The sequence below is a fragment of the Solibacillus sp. FSL K6-1126 genome (genome assembly GCF_038003445.1).
In the GTDB taxonomy this organism is placed as follows: Bacteria; Bacillota; Bacilli; order Bacillales_A; family Planococcaceae; genus Solibacillus; species Solibacillus silvestris.
This window is the reverse complement of sequence record NZ_JBBOPD010000002.1, coordinates 1-16,096: the sequence shown is the minus strand read 5'-3', so window position 1 is coordinate 16,096 and position 16,096 is coordinate 1. Positions and strand designations below refer to the sequence as shown.

Sequence of the window (16,096 nt, the reverse complement as noted above, 5' to 3'; positions counted from 1 at the left end):
TATAGCAACAAGATAAGCGATCTATTGATGATGCTACTTTATTTTGTTGTAGATTAATGACGATAGGTTAGTTATTTGCGAACACTTACTTATTTAGTTGTTAATCGTGTAAAAGTCATTCCTTGTCCGGCTAAAGACATTAGGGAATGGCTTTTTTGTTTTGTCTTTATGTTCTGTTAATTGCATTATAACTATGGGAAAATCTAGATGCAATAGGCTTTTTCAGCGTTTTCATAGCATTGTAGATTGGTATACCAGTCTACAAATATACTAGTATACCAGTTTACCAGTAGATTTGTAGACTGGTAGATTTGTAGACTTTTATATATGTTTTAATTGTTGATTTAATAAGGTTTTTATAATTCGTGTAGACTGGTAGATTTATAGATGCGTCTACTGGTATACTCATCTACATGTAGATGAGTATACCAGTAGACTTTTTTGCTTAAAAAATATTTTTTGTTACAGTAGCTTTTCAACTCAAAAAACAAATAGAAAAATCCATTTTGGGCCAAAATGGATTCTAAGTTAGTATTTATAAGTTTGGATTATACGAAAGTTTAAACTTCTTCAATCTGGTTACTACCTAGACGCACCCAATCGTGAAATCCTTTTAGTTTAAATTCCTGCTATCTTATCTAAACTAATTTATCATCTACATCTGATGTATCAATATCATCGCCAAACCAATCTTTGAGTTTTTCTTTGGCTTTATTTTTAACATCAGCATCTATATAAATTGCTACTTGCCATAAAGCTGCAAGAAGTACTGCTATATCATCACTATAACCTACTCCTGGTATTGCATCTGGAATCAAGTCAATAGGGAATATAAAGTAACCTAAAGCTCCAATAATAATCGCTTTAGTTTTCGTAGGTACCTCTTCCTTTTGCAAGACAAAGTAAAGGAGTAGTACGGCGTACACTGCCGTTGAGCCAATTTTTTTAGAGTATCTCTTTACCTTACTCCAAAGCCCATCTTCTGAATAATGCTTACTAAAGTTTTGAATTTTTTCTTCATCCATTGCTTCAGCTTTTCCTTTTAAGTCTTCAATTTCTTCTTCATTAAGCTTTATTTCGCCTATTTCTACTACTCCTGGTAGCTCATCTAATTGTTTTTTCTTTCTAAGTTTCTCAAACAATTTATATCCTCCTTGACCTAAACAAATGTAGGCATATTTTGTGAAAACTATAATAGTATAAGTATATTACTTAACATTTTAACATAAATTTTCCATTATATATAAACCTTGATTCTTTATTAAAAAATCTCGGCTACAAAAAAACACTTACTTTTGACGTATTAAGTAAGTGTTTTAAAGATTATAATTCCTCTTTTTTACGAAGGACATTTAAAAGGATATCATATGTTTTCTTTTCATCTTTCAGAAGCTGATGACTAACATACTCATCAATCAGTATATCTACTAATATATCTACCGTTTCTGCCTTGCCCATTTGAACGAGTGCATTAAGTTTACTCCTAGTTAGTTTTTCTACACGGACCGTTGTCGTGCTTTGTTTTGTTTTTTTCGGTTTTTCTTCTACTCTTAATGGTTCGGGTTCAACCGAACTTACATTTATTTCGTTTGTCTCTACATTGTTAAGAGTAAACTCTTGGGCAGGGGTAATTTTAGGCCCACGATCCAATAATTTTTTCTTTTTGTTATTGAGTAAGTTGCTCAACACCCGTCACCTCCGATAACTCAGACTCCAGACGCTGTATAAATTCCCCAGCGATAATTCCATAACTTTTATGCACTTTACGATCATGCATATCATCATTCGTAATTCCCGTTATATCAAAACGTTTTAGTCGTTCCATATTGTTTACTACGTTTTCAAATAAGTTTTCAGATCCAAATATTTCACGGGCATTTTCCAATGTTGCCAAATCGACAGCTGCTCCATTTTTAAGAAGGACAGGTAAAATCCCGATAATATCCAAACTCGCTCCGTATTCATCGATTAATGATTGTAAGTAGCCTGTAAATACTTCGGCACCTTGCAAACTTCTTTCTTGTGTTTGGAGTACAACAACGACAAAATCCGAAGCATACAGTGCTGCATCCGTAATTACAGAAATCGTTGGTGGCACATCAATAAATATGAAATCATAATCCTTTTTTAATGGCTCAATTAACGAAGCAAAATATTTTACCCGTGAACTCGTATCTGAAGGGAATTTCTTTTCAAGATAACGTGGATACAAGGCAAAATCGCTAAAACTCGGTAAAAGATACAAATTTTCTTTAACCTCTGTTACAATTTGCCCCAAATCTTCCTCTTGAATTGCTGCCATCAATGTTTTATTAAATGTTACGATTTCATCGGTCACTGAAGCTTTAGTTTTTAAGAATAGTGTAGTCGCATTTGCCTGAGGATCCTGATCACACAAAAGCACCTTGTAACCCATTTCTGATAACGCATAGGCTATCATCGTACTGTTAGTTGTCTTCCCAGTACCCCCCTTGAAATTACCGAACGTTACTATGATTGCTTCTTCTCTTTTTTCCATCTTCACTACCTCCTTCATTTTAAAAACGTACTTTTAGTCACATGTAGATTTGTAGATGTGTAGACAAGTAGATTATAGCAAGGATTTGTGGTGAAAGGAAATAAGTTCTTTGTTTTTGAAGTTATTTTTTTAGAGTGCTGGTTGTTAAGGGCTCTAGGGGTATTTATTTGTAGACCTGTATACATATAGATGAGTCTACTTGTAGATTTGTAGACTCATCTACTATATAAAGGGATTCTAACGAAGGTATTTTTAATTTCTTTTTATGAAAAATATTTATTTAGGCTTACTAATACCTCTAATCATTGATATATCAAGCACTTTGATATATAGCCACTACTTCGTTATTGTTGACATCTTTTTTTAATGAGCTAAAATTAGCTTATAAATCTTTTTTAATGGTTTTTTATACAAAAAAGCAGCTGGGTGCGACCAGCTGCTTTTGCTGTTTATCGTAAATAATGCGCTAATCCAATTGCGAATGGGCGTATTAATACATGCTCAATCAACACTAGGATATTCTTAAACGATAACCAATTACGTTTTTCAAGATAAATCTTTTTTAATGGTTCTTTCTTTTTCACTTTACCTCACCTCCTTTTTTGAACGAGTGTAATACTGCTACTACTTTAATTCCTTATTATTTGGAACTAGATTCATTGTTGATTCAAAATCATATGGTTGATACATCACATAATCATGGTGCTGCTAGCATGTACTTTTATAACATCCTGAATTCCATTACATTTTGGACAGAGCATTTATAATCCCCCTGTAGTCATTCCTATTAACTTGATATCTAAGTTGAGGCGTAAATTAAAAATATCCTCGCGTTTAATACTACTGATATCTGTGCTGAATTCATTTTCGATATTTCTTGCAAACAGTAACTTGCCTGCTAAATCTAGGGTAATACCATCTTCCGTTACTATTCTAAACACCGGATTGCCTTTTTTGGATTTCCCCTGTTCATCAATAATTATTACAATTTCATTATTAAAATCGACAAATTCTAATGAATCACTTTCTATAAGGGTACTCAATTCATCATAGATATCATCTAATGTTAAATCTATTTTAATTACTTCCGCCCTCATTTTAAAAAAATCCGTATCAAACGTAATCACATAAAACTCCATATTTTTTATCCCACCTATAAATAGAAATACACAGAGTAAACCCTGTGTATTAAATCCCTAATGTTATTTGTGTAATATTTTCCTGCTCCTGTAAATCAATGCTTTTTATAGTTTCACCCATATCCTTTATTAAATCAACGACCAGAGCATTCCCCATACAGAAGTAACGCATGCGTTTTGGCATACCTTCCGTCCAATTGTCATCGAATCCATTTAGACGTTCACATTCTACGGGTGTTAAAAAGCGCTTACGACCGTTTACTTCTACAATATGTGTACTACGGTTAACAGTACCTTCGCTTGTCAACATCGTACGACCAGGTAATTCTAAATTATCAGTTGGTGACATACCACCCTCAGAATAAATATATTGATGACCTTCAGCAGAAGTTCGTTCAATCTTTTTAGGTCCACGTAAATAACCAAACTTTTCAATGGCTGCTTCATTTAGATAATATTCTTCATCAACCATATCTTCTGGAAGTAAAATATCCTTCAAAGGAATAGGAACCTTTAGAATTGGTTCTGGTTGTACGGTATGAACAGTTCCGTCAATCATAATACCGGCTGTATGGAAACCAAACGCAAAATGATCCGAGATTTCAATGATATCCTTCGGCAATTTAACAGAGGCACGACGATTTTTATACGGTTCACCTGTTACTGGGAACGTACGTGCAAAGAAACCTTCTTTAAACAAAATCTTTTCTTTATCTAATTTCATCTGCTCTTTAGCAAAGCTCAGGTTCTTTTTATAGGCAAAGATAAAAACGCGACGTCTGCGTTGTGCGTTTCCGTAATCGCTTGCATTAATTACGCGCCACTCAACGACATAATCTAAGTCACGGAATACTGCCAACATAATGGAAAAGTCTCGTCCACGTTGTTTCGATGGAGATTTAATTAAGCGATCGACATTTTCTAATAATACATACTTAGGGTGACTGCTTTCAAGAACACGTTTAATTTCCCAAAATAGAACACCTTTTTTACCATTTATACCCTGCTCATTATTCAAAGAGCGACTTACGCTGTAGTCTTGACAAGGAAAACCGCCAACTAACATATCTATATGTAGTGAGCTGAATTTGCTGTCAGCCACTGTCGTAATATCTTCATTACTCACTTCGCCTTCAAAAAAGTGATTTTTATAGCATTCATAAGCATCTTGGGCCTTTTTTGAAGGTTCCCATTGATTGGCCCATACCGTTTGAAAAAATTCTTTGTCAGCTTTCTCTAAACCAAGGCGAAAACCACCAACACCTGCGAATAATTCCACAACATTTAGGTTTTTATTCATAAATACGAACATCCTTTCTATCTTAATTTTATTATAAACGAACAAGATTGAAAGATCAACAATTATGTTTTGGACATATTTACGTGATTAAATACAAAATTTACCGTATTCTAAAATTAAAGTTTATATAAGGGAGTTTTGAAAATGGCATTGCATGAATTTAAGAGGATTGAATTAGAAACAATTTTAAAAAATGTGTTAAATAGACCGCTTGGGGACGTAGATGTTAAAAATGTTTTTAATCGCACAATTACTCACCCTAAAATTACTGGTATCGCAGGCGATGTTGTAGAACAATCCATTCTAGGCTATCCAGCAGATTCGGATAAAAATCCTGATTTATTAGTTGATGGAATACCTACAGAATTAAAAACAACAGGTATTCGAAACCCAAAAAAGCAAGGTGAATTTATTTACGAAGCAAAGGAGCCAATGTCAATTACTGCAGTATCACCAGATAAAATTACAAGTGAGGAATTTGACACCTCTAGTTTTTGGAGAAAATTAGAACACATGCTACTTGTTTATTACCATTATGATTCACCCGTAACAGTAAAGGCTGCAGATTATGCGAATTTCTATATAAAGGGCTTTCATTTTCATGAATTCTCGGAAGATGAGAAAAAAACTTTAAGAAATGACTGGCTCATTGTACGTAATTTTATTCAATATTTAAAAGACAACTATGTCAATCCAAAAGAAGAATATCACCGTATTTCATCTGAACTTCGTAAGCAACTCATGTTAATCGATACTGCACCTAAATGGCCAAATGCCCCTCGCTTCCGTTTGAAGCGTGCTGCTGTTTCAACATTGGTTCAAAAACACTTCGGGGTACAATTTGAAGAATTAGATGAAGCGTATACAAGCTTTAGGGAATTAGATGCTGAGTTACATAAACTTACTATTAAATACAAAGGAAAGACTGTACGAGAACTGATTAAAACATTAAATATTCCATTTGATTTTGATAGTGGGAAGGATGCTTCGAAGAGTATTTCAGAGCAGATTATCATAAAGATGTTTGGAGGGACGGCCAAAAAGCTTAGTAAGATTGAGCTTTTTAGTAAGGTAGGTTTAATGCCTAAAACTGTAGTACAAACACGATTAGGCGCTCGAACGGAAGATACGAAGCTATTTAAAATAGACTTTCCGGAATGGACTGATTTGGCAATCCCTTTTGAGGATTCATATGTCTACAACTACTTCAGTGCCCAGCAGTTCTTGTGCATCATCTTTCAGGAGCCTTCTTCAGAAGCGGTTCTTTTAGATAATGAATTTATTGGCTTTAAGCGCCTTGTCTTTACTGAAGAAATTATTAATAAAGAAGTGAAGCCGGTATGGGAAAAGGTACGAGATTTAGTTAACAATAACAAGCTGACGGAAAATGTTATGCTTAAAAAGGATGGTACGCCTATTATCAATAAGAAAACGCAAACTGTCCGTAAGCAGCTGAATTTTCCGAAATCAGAAGAGCATACTTTCTTTGTGCGTGGATCGGGTACAGATGCTAATTATAAAAATTTTGTGCTGAACGGAATTAAAATGTATACACAATACCTGTGGATGAAGGGTAGTGTTTTAAATAGGATGCTGGGAGAAATTGAGTTTATTTGAAAATACGAAAAACCAAAAGTATGTATTGCTTTTGGTTTTTTATTTTTTTAAGTAGGAATTCAACTCTAGAAAACCTACTCCCTATATTTCTTCGAACTCTAAAGTTCCTATTACCTCATTATATGTATATCGAATTAATCTTAAATTCGCCCATTCATATGTCACAGCTGGTGTACGTCCCTTCGTATAAAATCTTCTTGCTGCTAAATTTCTTTCTTCAATTACTTCCTGTGAAAAGTCACTAGCAACAACAAAGGCCTCAATCATACTGTAATCATGGCTATATTCCTGCTCAATCCAATCAACATATTTCATTGCCTGATTTATTACTTCAATACTTGCCGCATCTTTTTTTATTTCTGTCATCAGATATTTTGAAATAGTCCTGTATCCTGGTATGTATCTGTAACCGAATATATCCATTTTATCCATATAATCAATTGGTTTAAAAGGCGAAGCAATGACTTGATGACTTATATAATCCCAATTGCCAAAAATATTGTTGGTCGTTTGATGACTTATATAATCTATAATCGCTGCTTCTACAGCCATTTCGTGCCTCAGTCGCTGCCCACTAGCAACTGAGCTAACAATTTCATTAGAAGTAGCTACATAGTCTTGTGTATGCAAAGTTTCAATTCTTTGATGGAGAGTACTATTTATTAAAAAGCAACCATCACTTCCATCAATAAATTCTTCATTCGCCTTTAAAATATAATCGAATAATGCCTTGTTCTCGATATCATCAATTTTTATAAATGAGAGCTTCCAAAAGGCTCTTAACATTCGAAAAGCTGTTGGTTGTGAAGCAAGTACTTCATCCATATCAACCCCATTCTCAAACATAAATGGATTCCCTGCAAATGTACATATAAAGCGGTTCTCTAAATTTTCTTCAGATTCTCTTAAAATCATCTCGTTTTGAATAGTCGTAAATGAATTACTATCTGGTCGGTCTGCACCTGGAAAGTTCAAATGGACACAACTTCCAGCCACATCAATTAATCTTCCAATTCCATAGATTTTTCTTTGATGAAAAAAATAAACATTATCACCGGCTTTCATTGATAAATAATCTGCAAATGTGCCTTCATGATGTGCTTTCCAAGTACCATCCGGTATATTTAACTTGGTGCTATAAACGCCTGATTGAGCTATTTCTCTGAGTGAATGTAAGCTATTCAATGTGAAAATATAACCTGCCATTTTAACCCTCCTTTTAATTAATCATATAGATTATTAGCGCGATGGGCTACTATAAATTTCTCATATCATATAAGATATATAAGTATATGGTAATATATCAACTTCTCAAATTTAGATATGGCTAGGGCGATAAAAGAATTAAAAATAGCCTGCTCAATTAAATAATTGAGCAGACATTTCAATTGCTTTGTCTAGGTAAATTCAAAATATGTCCTTATCTTCCCTACAAATACTCATCTACATCATCCGACCGTAAATTAATATAATGCTCCATAATCGTCTGGTGTGACTTATGGCCAGACTGCTTAGCGATTGTCGGAATATCAGCACCCTTTTGATACATGGCCGTGATTTGTGTTTTACGGAAAGTGTATGGTGCAAAGCCAAGCCAACTTTGAATCGCTTGATTATAGCTCACTTCACTAATTTGACGGCTTGTATGGTTGCCCCATTTATCGGCTGCACCGACAAAGTAATCTTCGGCAAGCAGTTCACATGCTTTTATATAACCTTTAACTGCCTGCACACACTCGAGCGTCAGGCGCTTTTCTTTCATGTCGCCTTGTTTCACCATCATTACTTGAACCGTGCGATTTTCTAAATCAAAGTCACTCACTTTAAGGCGTACCATTTCCGAAGGTCGATTGGCAGTGATTAAATTTACGAGACAAATTGCACGCTTCCGAATATCACTTTTCTTCCCCGTATCGTAGCGATCTATTAAACGCAGCACATCCGTTTGTTTCTCAGCACGAATACCACGCATCGATTTTAGGCGCAGATAATCTTCCTCGTTGTATAGTGCACGTAGCATTTTCACACCTGACTCTTGCTCATTCGTCATCTGCAGTCCATATTGATTAACCAGCCAGTATTTCACTCCCGCAAATCTGCGGTTGAATGTTGAAAGGCGTATATGTTGTTGCGTAATGAGTTCGTGTAAATAGAGTTCAAGCGAATCGAAATTCAAAGCTAAAAAGTTTTTTTCACAGAACACCTGAAATAAATTGAAATCCGGCTTATACATATCCAGTTTCTTCTTTTTCATCGCCTGGATTGTTTCATCTTTCTGTTGCTGCATCTTATATTGTTGTAAAGAAAACAGAGTTTCTTCCATTATATATACCTCCTTATTTTATTCCGTTCTTTTTGCTACATTTCTTTACTCATCTATTTTTTCATTTTCACCCTAATCCAACTTATATTTCTTCAAAACGAATTTCTACTTTTGTTAAGTAGATTTCTGAAAAGTATAGTTTGGTCGAAATTAAATTGAAATCACTTTTTAAGGGAACGTACGTTTCTTTCAGTATAGCACAATCAACCTTAAACAAGCATTATTTTTTAAGGTTGATAAAACTTTATACTCCTAACAAGGAATCTTTTTTGTCATTGAACATTGGTTCATTTTCAACTAATTAATTATTTATTATATATAATTATTTATAAAATGATATATAAAATTTAATTAAATAGTTATAATAGATAATAAATAAAACATTATGAATATATACTAAGGACTGATAACGAATGAATCATGAAATCATTAAAAGCAAAACAATCAAAGTATCTGCACAACGTCATTTAGTCATTCCGAAAGAATACTATGAAGCGTTACAGATTGGTGAGGAAGTAACGATTGAATTACATGAAGGGCAGCTAGTCATTAAACCAATTGTGAAAGTAAGTGAGGACTTTGCGGAAAACTTATTAGAGAAGTTAATTGAAGCTGGTTATAGTGGTGAGGAACTTGTAGCTAAATTTAAAGAAGTAAAGAAAATGGTGCTAAATGGTGAGCAGCCTCATTTATAATGACTATATAATATAAGAAACTCAAATTTTTTATTGTTATAAAACGGGCTGAGGCTTCGCGAAATTTTGTACATTATACTCTTGTACCTTTCAATACGTCTCAGAGAGCCATTCGGCTTGAATAAAACTGAAGACAATACGGTATAATGCATTTACTATTCTATAAAGGACCTATTTATATGAAAGATAATTCACGTTTAGAACGCCAAAAACAAATACAATTTGCGGTAGGTATAGTAGCTCTTGATGGAGGTAACCCATCTGCTTTTACACGAAATTTACTAAAGCCATATGAACTTGGACAAATAACTTCTACTCAACTAAAGCAGGCAATTGTTCAAAAATATACTAAGGACACGAATTAAATCTATTTATATTTTTACTTGTACTTTAGCATTTAAATTAATACGACTGATTTTTAGGCGAACAAAGCGAGCTCATCCTAAATTAGGAATACTCGCTTTCATTTTCCTTCATTTAATTGTTTCTAACAAGTCATCTAATTCTTGTATTTTTTCTTTTTGGAAAGCTTTTATCAGCTTTCGTACTTTTGGTGCCGAAGCAATTTTATGTAGACATATATAATAACAAAAATCCTTTAGTGTATCTTGTACCAATTTAAGATTTTGCTGCTCTTCTTCTGAGGCGACTTCAAGCTGATTATCATCAATGACCTCTTGAATATCCCCGTCATTACTACAAATAATTGTTGCACTTAATAAAAGAGCTGCAGCTAGACAGTGAATTTCTCCTAAATCATTTGTTCCTTTTAGGCGACGTCCTTGTGTCACTTTTTTCTGATCTAGCTGGCGAAATGCTTGCTTAATCTGATGAACATATCCTTCATAAATATCATATAAATCATCCGACAAACAATTTTCATCGTCTGGATTAAATAAATACCATCGACCTTCATCAATATATTGGGTTACTTTTTTTCTAGCACTCGCACTTAATATTTCATCTAATACCATTTGATGAATATAAACTTCTTCATACAGCCCATCAATCCAGTCGAAAATATTGTCGTGTTGATAGGCATCTGCATGTAAAAGAATATTCGTATCTACAAATACTTTCCCAGGGCGTTTATTCATCCACTATACCCTCTTGTCGAAGCTGTTCACTAATACTTGGTGCAAAGCTTGCTAGCTTATTACTTGCTGTTAAAGGATTTAAACCTTTCTCTACATGCTGTAACACTTGTTTTTCATAGGCATTAAATTTAGTATCATGGATGGCTAAATCAAGTGGTGAATCAGGTAAGGCATAGTGTTCGCGTAATTTTTGCCACTTTTCTTCTGAATGAGATACTTTAATCGATTCTCCAACCTCGGTGATTCTACGTTCAACCGTCTTATAAGGAGCTGCTGATAAATCCGCAATCGCAAGTACCGCCTGTTCTTCATTCCACTTCGCTTTAAATCGTTTCCACAGCGACTTTACAAGAGGCTTCGGCAACATTAAACATGCTGCAAAACGGTCTGCAGCACGTTCATGGTCAAAACTTTCTTTTTGCATTTGACTTGCCTCTGAAAGATGCCAAAGCTCATGGGCCGCAGTAAAATAGCGTGTTCGTAAAGGATGATGCGTATTTAATACAATAAATTTATCGCCTGTCTGATGCGTAACTGCTGCACCAAAAAAGGCAGGGTCTTCAATATTTTTATACACTAAATGTACTTGCTCACTCAAAATTCGTTCAATTTGAGAGCCTAAAAACAGGTCGTAACCATAGACATCATCTAAAAAAGAGGCAGCAAAGGCTTCCGCTGTTTTTTCGGCTTGTTCTCTTACGTTCATTTAGTCCACCTGCTTCATTGTTACATAATCTTCAATGGCGAAAAGGACTGCTTCAAAAGCACGTTTCGATTGACGATTCGTTAGTTCACCTCTAAAAATAACTTCTAAAGGTTCATTTATTTCGTTTACTTTCACTAAATCCTTTACTTCCGTACCTAATGCCTTTGCAATGGCTACTAAACGCTCCGGTTTCATGACACGTTCCCCTGAAAGCATATGACCAATTAGAGATTTACTAATACCCGTGTCATTACTTAAATCCTGATATGATTTTCCCTGTTCTTGCAATAACAACTTGATACGGTCTAATACATGTTCATTTGATTTCATACAATCCCTCCATCGTCTACATTAATTATATAACTTTTTGTAGACGTCTACAAATTTATCTTATTATATGCTAATTTTACATTTCTATACGGGACATTTCGTAAGATTTTCAAATAGAACATTTATTGTGGATGGATGAAATCATTGCAACCATCGATTTAAATCCAACAAATGGTAGAACGCCATATGTCGTCTAGTTAACTTCGAATACTTAATTTATAAAAGGTTAACCAGTTAACTCTTTATATAACAATGTTTAAGAGTTAACTCAAATACATTTTATTTCACTATTTCTACTTATCAGCGAGCTTAGTTATCTAAATTAACTGGTTAACCATTGATTTCATCGTATTTAAAAGCTTCAGGAAAACGATCGTATTTGCGGGACGGATGAAAATCGTTTAGAAGAGCTTTTGAAAAGTACTACGAATAAAAAGAAATAAGCAAATAGAGCCACATTTGTGACTTCACCTGCTTTTCTATCAAATATATTCCAATACCAATTTGAGAATACATTGGGTAAATTATAGAGGAAACTCTGCAAAATTCAAAGGCGCTCAGACTTTTTTTGCAAGTTAGTGGGTAATACCCATCTCGATTCGTCTGAACGCTCTTTTTTTAGATCATTGAGTATTGAAGATATAACATCTATATCTATTCATATATCAGATATACCTGATATATCATCGTCTTAGCAAGACTAGATGTTCCTAAGGTTTCGGTCTAAAAACCTTCTTGCCATCAAATCTCAATTAGGTTTCCCTCCAAAATTTCCACCAGGATTTTTTCTTCTCTTCCTCTGCAGCTAATTGTCTTCTTGTTTCCATGGATTCTTTTATGGCCAACATTAACTTCTTATCTCTTTCATCAATACTATTTTCAATATAGTTTTGCTGCTTTTCTAATCGCTCCAACAGTTTCTGGTTGAACTGCATTTGATTATTTTTAAATGTCTCAAACTGTTCTAATAGCTTACTGTAATCAGGGTTTGCTATAGGTGCTGTATCTGTTATATCGTCTATGTCAGATTCTAATATGGCTTTCACTGCTTCGCTCAATGTTAACGATCCCGAATTTTTAAGCGTTACAATTTCCTTTATTATCTCTACATCTCTTGGATAAAAAATACGATGCCCTACTGAATTTTTATTAAATTCATAATGATGCTTTTGCATTAACGCACAATATTTTCTCAGCGTACTTTCCTGGACCCCCAGCATTTTACTTACCGTAACAGTGTCATAAATAAGCTCCCCACCAATTGTTGTATCAGATATATCCGATATAAAATTTATATTCGATGTATCAGACATAACACATCACCCCCTCTAATACATACAATTCGTAAAAACTTACCACATTCCTTTATAAATCGTTCTACAAATTAAGACATATCAGATATAGCTGGTACAACTGACATAACTGATGTAACCGTTATAACAGATATAACCAGCACGTAGCCTAGCGAATAAGTGCGTTTCGCTGAATTAATTACTATCCCGTCATGTTGCTTTTCTACTTCCGTGTAGTCCTATTTCGCTTTTTCCTTGTAATTTAAGCAAAAAATCAACTAACAAGCAGGATTCTCAAAAAAGATGACGAATATAGATAATACAGAATAATGTTAACCGGTTAACCTATTGATATATAAGGATTTTTAGGTTAACCATGAAAGGGGAGATAGTAATGGCAGATCGTACATTAGGATTCAAAGTAACCGACGAAGTACATGAAAGAGCCCGTATGCTTATCGAATCGAGTGGCTTAACTTCCAAAGAGTGGCTCGAAAACGCATTAGCGATGTATGAAGTGAAAGCACTCCAAGCCAATACACCCGATTACGCGAAGGATTTAACCGAGTTGGAACTGCATACGACACGCATTTATGAGCTTGTGATCAACATGATTCAGCAATCCCTTTACTTAAAGGACCATGCAGTGAAGGACGTTTCTGACAAACTGGAAAGCAAGGAAGGCATTATTACGGAGCTACAAGCAAAACTTGCCGAAGTGAAAGAGAAGGTTAACCAGTTAACCTTAGAAAACAAACAATTTACCGAGCAACAGACGTTGCTAAAAAAACAGTTAGACGAACAAAAGAGCACAATCGATAACGGCAATTTGCTCATTAACGAATACAAAGAGAAGAATGATACGTTAAGTGGACTTGTAACGAGGTACCAGGGTTACGCTGAAGAAAACGAAGCATTAAAAACGGCTTTTGCAGCTGAAAAGGCCTCACTTTTGCAGCAGTTAAACGAGCAACAAACAGCTTCCTCCGACCAAATCCGTCAATTAGAACAAGCACATCAGCACGCAAATGAGCGTGTTCGTGAATTAGAAAAAACATTAGAAAACGCCCAGTTGAACTATACACGTGAACTTGAAATCATGCAGGAACGTAAGGATCTTGAGCGCGAGAAGGCCCTGGTAGAAGTAGAACGGACGTATCAGGCGAAGTTACAAGCCCAAAATGACAAGTACAACGATAAAGTCGCTGAGATGCATGTGGAGAATGAGCGGATCAGACAGAATTATGAAAGCCGTTTAGAAGCCTTTAATAAAGACAATAAATAATAGGGGAATGCGTACGCATTGAATATGAGTAATATATTATCTGTTTTTTATACTTAATGTTCCCAAACGTCGGTTTGGGAAGGTTTCTATTTTATTTATAAAAACCACCAGAATATTTTGTGATTTAATCCGTAAATGTGATAATAGTATCGAAAGGGGTGAAGGTATGAAAATTGAGATTGAAGTTAAAGCATTTGGAGAAGTTGATGGTAATGGAGATGTTTATAAAGGCACTGAATTAATTCGGTTACATAACCTTCCTAAAGATACAACACTAGGAGAAATTGAAGCTCTATTATCTAAGCAGTTCCAAGAAGTTGAAGAAGGTTACAAAAATCCAGAGCATTTTGTTGGTAAAGTAACAATTCGATTAAAAAAAGAAGATGGGAAAATTGTTTATTTAGGTTAGTATAGGGAGTCTAAACCCCAATTTAATTTAATTGAGGTTTAGACTCCTTATAATCAGGATGTGACCAAACATCGGTTTGGGAAGGTTATACTTCAATTAACGCAGCAGTTTAGTTTAATAAGGAATTATTCAACTGAACAAAGAATCTTATTTATATTAAAGGGGACCTAATATGAAAGATGAACAGCAAAACAAAATAGAAGAATTAGAGGGAAAACTTTATTCTTTAGAGCAAAGTTTAAAACGCCTTGCTATCTTGGTAGAACCTAATAAAAAAAAACCATACTGGCATCTACTTCTTTCACTAGGTATTTTTGAAGAGGATAAAAAGAAACTTGAATATATTATGTTCCATCTATCAAGTCGCTTAGATCAAGAATACGATAGTTTAAGGAAAGATCCCGAATTCCCACCTGAATTGTTCGAAAAAGATTTACCAACTTTAAATCAAACACTTACAATCATTTCATCTACTTTAAATATTAAATATGAAGAAATTATTCAAGAAATCCTTTTATCTATGTATCAACAAAGTATGTTTAAAAAACTAATTAGTTTTTTATTCCCAGAAGAAGTAAAAATGTTGAAGGAAATAGAGAATGGATCTGAGTAAAATAAGTTACTGTTTGAAGGTAAATTGTGAAAACACTTCTTGAGCAGTGTAACAAACGTTTCAAAATGTGCCCAAACCCCGCTTTGGGTGCGTTTTCTTAAACCGCAATAAGTATATAATGTTAAAAAACGGGTTGTAATGAGTGTAAGGGAAGGGAGGGATTATTTTGTTCGACTATGAAAATATGAAAATGAGTAAATTTGAAGGATACTCATTTACTCGCTTAATTCGAACTCAAAGTTTAGAATTTTATTTTATTCGCGGAGTAAATGAACCTCAAAATTTTGATGAATATTGGGATGGAAGACTATTTGAAGTATTGGGATACCTTGTTACATATATTGATATTAAAAAAGGGCAACAAAAAAGTTTTGTATATTTAATTGAAGATGAAACTAAAAACTTTGAAGAAATTATTAGACATATAAAAAAGTTTGTATCTGAAATATACATGTTTACAGGATTATTCGATATGACTAATTTTATAATTCAATCAACCGATATATATCAAAAATCATTAGGTAAAAATGAAATAGTAGATTTTATTAGAAAAATAGTAAATGATGATATTCCTGAATACATTTTCGATGAAATTAAACAATAAGCTTTTTATTAAACTCTATAAAGTAAATTTAAATAACGTTCCCAAATGACACTTTGGGAGCCAACACCCTTTATTCAATTGAATAAGGGGTTATTTTGACGCTTATAAACAGTAAATCCCCAAACCTCGATTTGGGAACTATAAGGTCGGAATAAGAATTGTTGTAAA

General features: G+C 34.1%; 19 protein-coding genes. 7 read left to right on the top strand and 12 right to left on the bottom strand.

Annotated features, from left to right (window positions below):
- Positions 1 to 638: 638 nt before the first annotated feature.
- The 6 genes from MHH44_RS20890 to dcm all read right to left on the bottom strand — a co-directional run bounded on the left by MHH44_RS20890 (position 639) and on the right by dcm (position 4,957).
- The gene (locus MHH44_RS20890) at positions 639 to 1,142 is read right to left on the bottom strand and encodes a YkvA family protein (RefSeq protein ID WP_340799555.1); all 504 of its coding nucleotides are present in this window, start codon (positions 1,140 to 1,142) and stop codon (positions 639 to 641) included.
- Between the two features lie 181 nt (positions 1,143 to 1,323).
- Positions 1,324 to 1,686 carry a DUF5388 domain-containing protein gene (locus tag MHH44_RS20885; RefSeq protein WP_340799554.1) on the bottom strand — a complete coding sequence of 121 codons (363 nt, stop codon included), beginning with the start codon at positions 1,684 to 1,686 and terminating at the stop codon, positions 1,324 to 1,326.
- Complete coding sequence (locus MHH44_RS20880; RefSeq protein WP_340799553.1) at positions 1,667 to 2,518, bottom strand: AAA family ATPase; 852 nt, start codon at positions 2,516 to 2,518, stop codon at positions 1,667 to 1,669. The genes MHH44_RS20885 and MHH44_RS20880 overlap by 20 nt, the downstream gene beginning before the upstream one ends.
- A gap of 449 nt (positions 2,519 to 2,967) precedes the next feature.
- Positions 2,968 to 3,102: a hypothetical protein gene (locus MHH44_RS20875; protein WP_285848982.1), complete on the bottom strand. Its 135-nt coding sequence runs from the start codon at positions 3,100 to 3,102 to the stop codon at positions 2,968 to 2,970.
- A 177-nt stretch (positions 3,103 to 3,279) separates the two neighbouring features.
- On the bottom strand, positions 3,280 to 3,657 hold the full coding sequence (locus MHH44_RS20870) for a hypothetical protein (RefSeq protein WP_340799552.1): 378 nt from the start codon (positions 3,655 to 3,657) through the stop codon (positions 3,280 to 3,282).
- A 49-nt stretch (positions 3,658 to 3,706) separates the two neighbouring features.
- Complete coding sequence (dcm, locus tag MHH44_RS20865) at positions 3,707 to 4,957, bottom strand: DNA (cytosine-5-)-methyltransferase (protein WP_340799551.1); 1,251 nt, start codon at positions 4,955 to 4,957, stop codon at positions 3,707 to 3,709.
- A gap of 144 nt (positions 4,958 to 5,101) precedes the next feature.
- On the opposite strand from dcm, the gene MHH44_RS20860 reads away from it, so the two are divergent.
- Positions 5,102 to 6,574, top strand: a complete 1,473-nt coding sequence (locus MHH44_RS20860; protein WP_340799550.1) for a MutH/Sau3AI family endonuclease — start codon at positions 5,102 to 5,104, stop codon at positions 6,572 to 6,574.
- Between the two features lie 81 nt (positions 6,575 to 6,655).
- Here the strand turns inward: MHH44_RS20860 and MHH44_RS20855 are convergent, their stop codons facing one another.
- Positions 6,656 to 7,780, bottom strand: coding sequence for a hypothetical protein (locus tag MHH44_RS20855; protein WP_340799549.1), 1,125 nt, complete (start codon positions 7,778 to 7,780; stop codon positions 6,656 to 6,658).
- 223 nt (positions 7,781 to 8,003) lie between these two features.
- Positions 8,004 to 8,897 (bottom strand): tyrosine-type recombinase/integrase, encoded by an 894-nt coding sequence (locus tag MHH44_RS20850; protein WP_340799548.1) that lies wholly within the window; start codon positions 8,895 to 8,897, stop codon positions 8,004 to 8,006.
- Between the two features lie 413 nt (positions 8,898 to 9,310).
- Here MHH44_RS20850 and MHH44_RS20845 point away from each other — a divergent pair, with 413 nt between their 5' ends.
- Both MHH44_RS20845 and MHH44_RS20840 read left to right on the top strand, forming a co-directional pair.
- Positions 9,311 to 9,592, top strand: coding sequence for an AbrB/MazE/SpoVT family DNA-binding domain-containing protein (locus MHH44_RS20845; protein WP_340799547.1), 282 nt, complete (start codon positions 9,311 to 9,313; stop codon positions 9,590 to 9,592).
- 179 nt (positions 9,593 to 9,771) lie between these two features.
- A complete protein-coding gene (locus MHH44_RS20840; protein WP_340799546.1) occupies positions 9,772 to 9,957 on the top strand; it encodes an antitoxin VbhA family protein in 186 nt (61 codons plus the stop codon).
- Positions 9,958 to 10,065: 108 nt separating this feature from the next.
- Here the strand turns inward: MHH44_RS20840 and MHH44_RS20835 are convergent, their stop codons facing one another.
- The 4 genes from MHH44_RS20835 to MHH44_RS20820 all read right to left on the bottom strand — a co-directional run bounded on the left by MHH44_RS20835 (position 10,066) and on the right by MHH44_RS20820 (position 13,038).
- A complete protein-coding gene (locus MHH44_RS20835) occupies positions 10,066 to 10,689 on the bottom strand; it encodes a PIN domain-containing protein (RefSeq protein ID WP_340799545.1) in 624 nt (207 codons plus the stop codon).
- Positions 10,682 to 11,395: an ImmA/IrrE family metallo-endopeptidase gene (locus MHH44_RS20830; protein WP_340799544.1), complete on the bottom strand. Its 714-nt coding sequence runs from the start codon at positions 11,393 to 11,395 to the stop codon at positions 10,682 to 10,684. The genes MHH44_RS20835 and MHH44_RS20830 overlap by 8 nt, the downstream gene beginning before the upstream one ends.
- Positions 11,396 to 11,725 (bottom strand): helix-turn-helix domain-containing protein, encoded by a 330-nt coding sequence (locus MHH44_RS20825; protein ID WP_340799543.1) that lies wholly within the window; start codon positions 11,723 to 11,725, stop codon positions 11,396 to 11,398.
- 752 nt (positions 11,726 to 12,477) lie between these two features.
- Complete coding sequence (locus tag MHH44_RS20820) at positions 12,478 to 13,038, bottom strand: DUF3967 domain-containing protein (RefSeq protein WP_340799542.1); 561 nt, start codon at positions 13,036 to 13,038, stop codon at positions 12,478 to 12,480.
- A gap of 373 nt (positions 13,039 to 13,411) precedes the next feature.
- On the opposite strand from MHH44_RS20820, the gene MHH44_RS20815 reads away from it, so the two are divergent.
- The 4 genes from MHH44_RS20815 (at position 13,412) to MHH44_RS20800 (ending at position 15,928) form a co-directional block, all read left to right on the top strand.
- Positions 13,412 to 14,302, top strand: a complete 891-nt coding sequence (locus tag MHH44_RS20815; protein ID WP_340799541.1) for a hypothetical protein — start codon at positions 13,412 to 13,414, stop codon at positions 14,300 to 14,302.
- Positions 14,303 to 14,468: 166 nt separating this feature from the next.
- Positions 14,469 to 14,711, top strand: a complete 243-nt coding sequence (locus tag MHH44_RS20810) for a hypothetical protein (protein ID WP_340718495.1) — start codon at positions 14,469 to 14,471, stop codon at positions 14,709 to 14,711.
- 172 nt (positions 14,712 to 14,883) lie between these two features.
- Positions 14,884 to 15,324 carry a hypothetical protein gene (locus tag MHH44_RS20805; protein ID WP_340718496.1) on the top strand — a complete coding sequence of 147 codons (441 nt, stop codon included), beginning with the start codon at positions 14,884 to 14,886 and terminating at the stop codon, positions 15,322 to 15,324.
- A gap of 166 nt (positions 15,325 to 15,490) precedes the next feature.
- Positions 15,491 to 15,928, top strand: coding sequence for a hypothetical protein (locus MHH44_RS20800; protein ID WP_340799540.1), 438 nt, complete (start codon positions 15,491 to 15,493; stop codon positions 15,926 to 15,928).
- Positions 15,929 to 16,096 lie beyond the last annotated feature (168 nt).

Coding starts and splice junctions, on each gene's coding strand:
- MHH44_RS20880 (WP_340799553.1), bottom strand. CDS start 2,518: ATGGAAAAAAGAGAAGAAGCAATCATAGTAACGTTCGGTAATTTCAAG.
- MHH44_RS20850 (WP_340799548.1), bottom strand. CDS start 8,897: ATGGAAGAAACTCTGTTTTCTTTACAACAATATAAGATGCAGCAACAG.
- MHH44_RS20805 (WP_340718496.1), top strand. CDS start 14,884: ATGAAAGATGAACAGCAAAACAAAATAGAAGAATTAGAGGGAAAACTT.
- dcm (WP_340799551.1), bottom strand. CDS start 4,957: ATGAATAAAAACCTAAATGTTGTGGAATTATTCGCAGGTGTTGGTGGT.
- MHH44_RS20845 (WP_340799547.1), top strand. CDS start 9,311: ATGAATCATGAAATCATTAAAAGCAAAACAATCAAAGTATCTGCACAA.
- MHH44_RS20810 (WP_340718495.1), top strand. CDS start 14,469: ATGAAAATTGAGATTGAAGTTAAAGCATTTGGAGAAGTTGATGGTAAT.
- MHH44_RS20825 (WP_340799543.1), bottom strand. CDS start 11,725: ATGAAATCAAATGAACATGTATTAGACCGTATCAAGTTGTTATTGCAA.
- MHH44_RS20870 (WP_340799552.1), bottom strand. CDS start 3,657: ATGGAGTTTTATGTGATTACGTTTGATACGGATTTTTTTAAAATGAGG.
- MHH44_RS20830 (WP_340799544.1), bottom strand. CDS start 11,395: ATGAACGTAAGAGAACAAGCCGAAAAAACAGCGGAAGCCTTTGCTGCC.
- MHH44_RS20820 (WP_340799542.1), bottom strand. CDS start 13,038: ATGTCTGATACATCGAATATAAATTTTATATCGGATATATCTGATACA.
- MHH44_RS20840 (WP_340799546.1), top strand. CDS start 9,772: ATGAAAGATAATTCACGTTTAGAACGCCAAAAACAAATACAATTTGCG.
- MHH44_RS20855 (WP_340799549.1), bottom strand. CDS start 7,780: ATGGCAGGTTATATTTTCACATTGAATAGCTTACATTCACTCAGAGAA.
- MHH44_RS20860 (WP_340799550.1), top strand. CDS start 5,102: ATGGCATTGCATGAATTTAAGAGGATTGAATTAGAAACAATTTTAAAA.
- MHH44_RS20815 (WP_340799541.1), top strand. CDS start 13,412: ATGGCAGATCGTACATTAGGATTCAAAGTAACCGACGAAGTACATGAA.
- MHH44_RS20835 (WP_340799545.1), bottom strand. CDS start 10,689: ATGAATAAACGCCCTGGGAAAGTATTTGTAGATACGAATATTCTTTTA.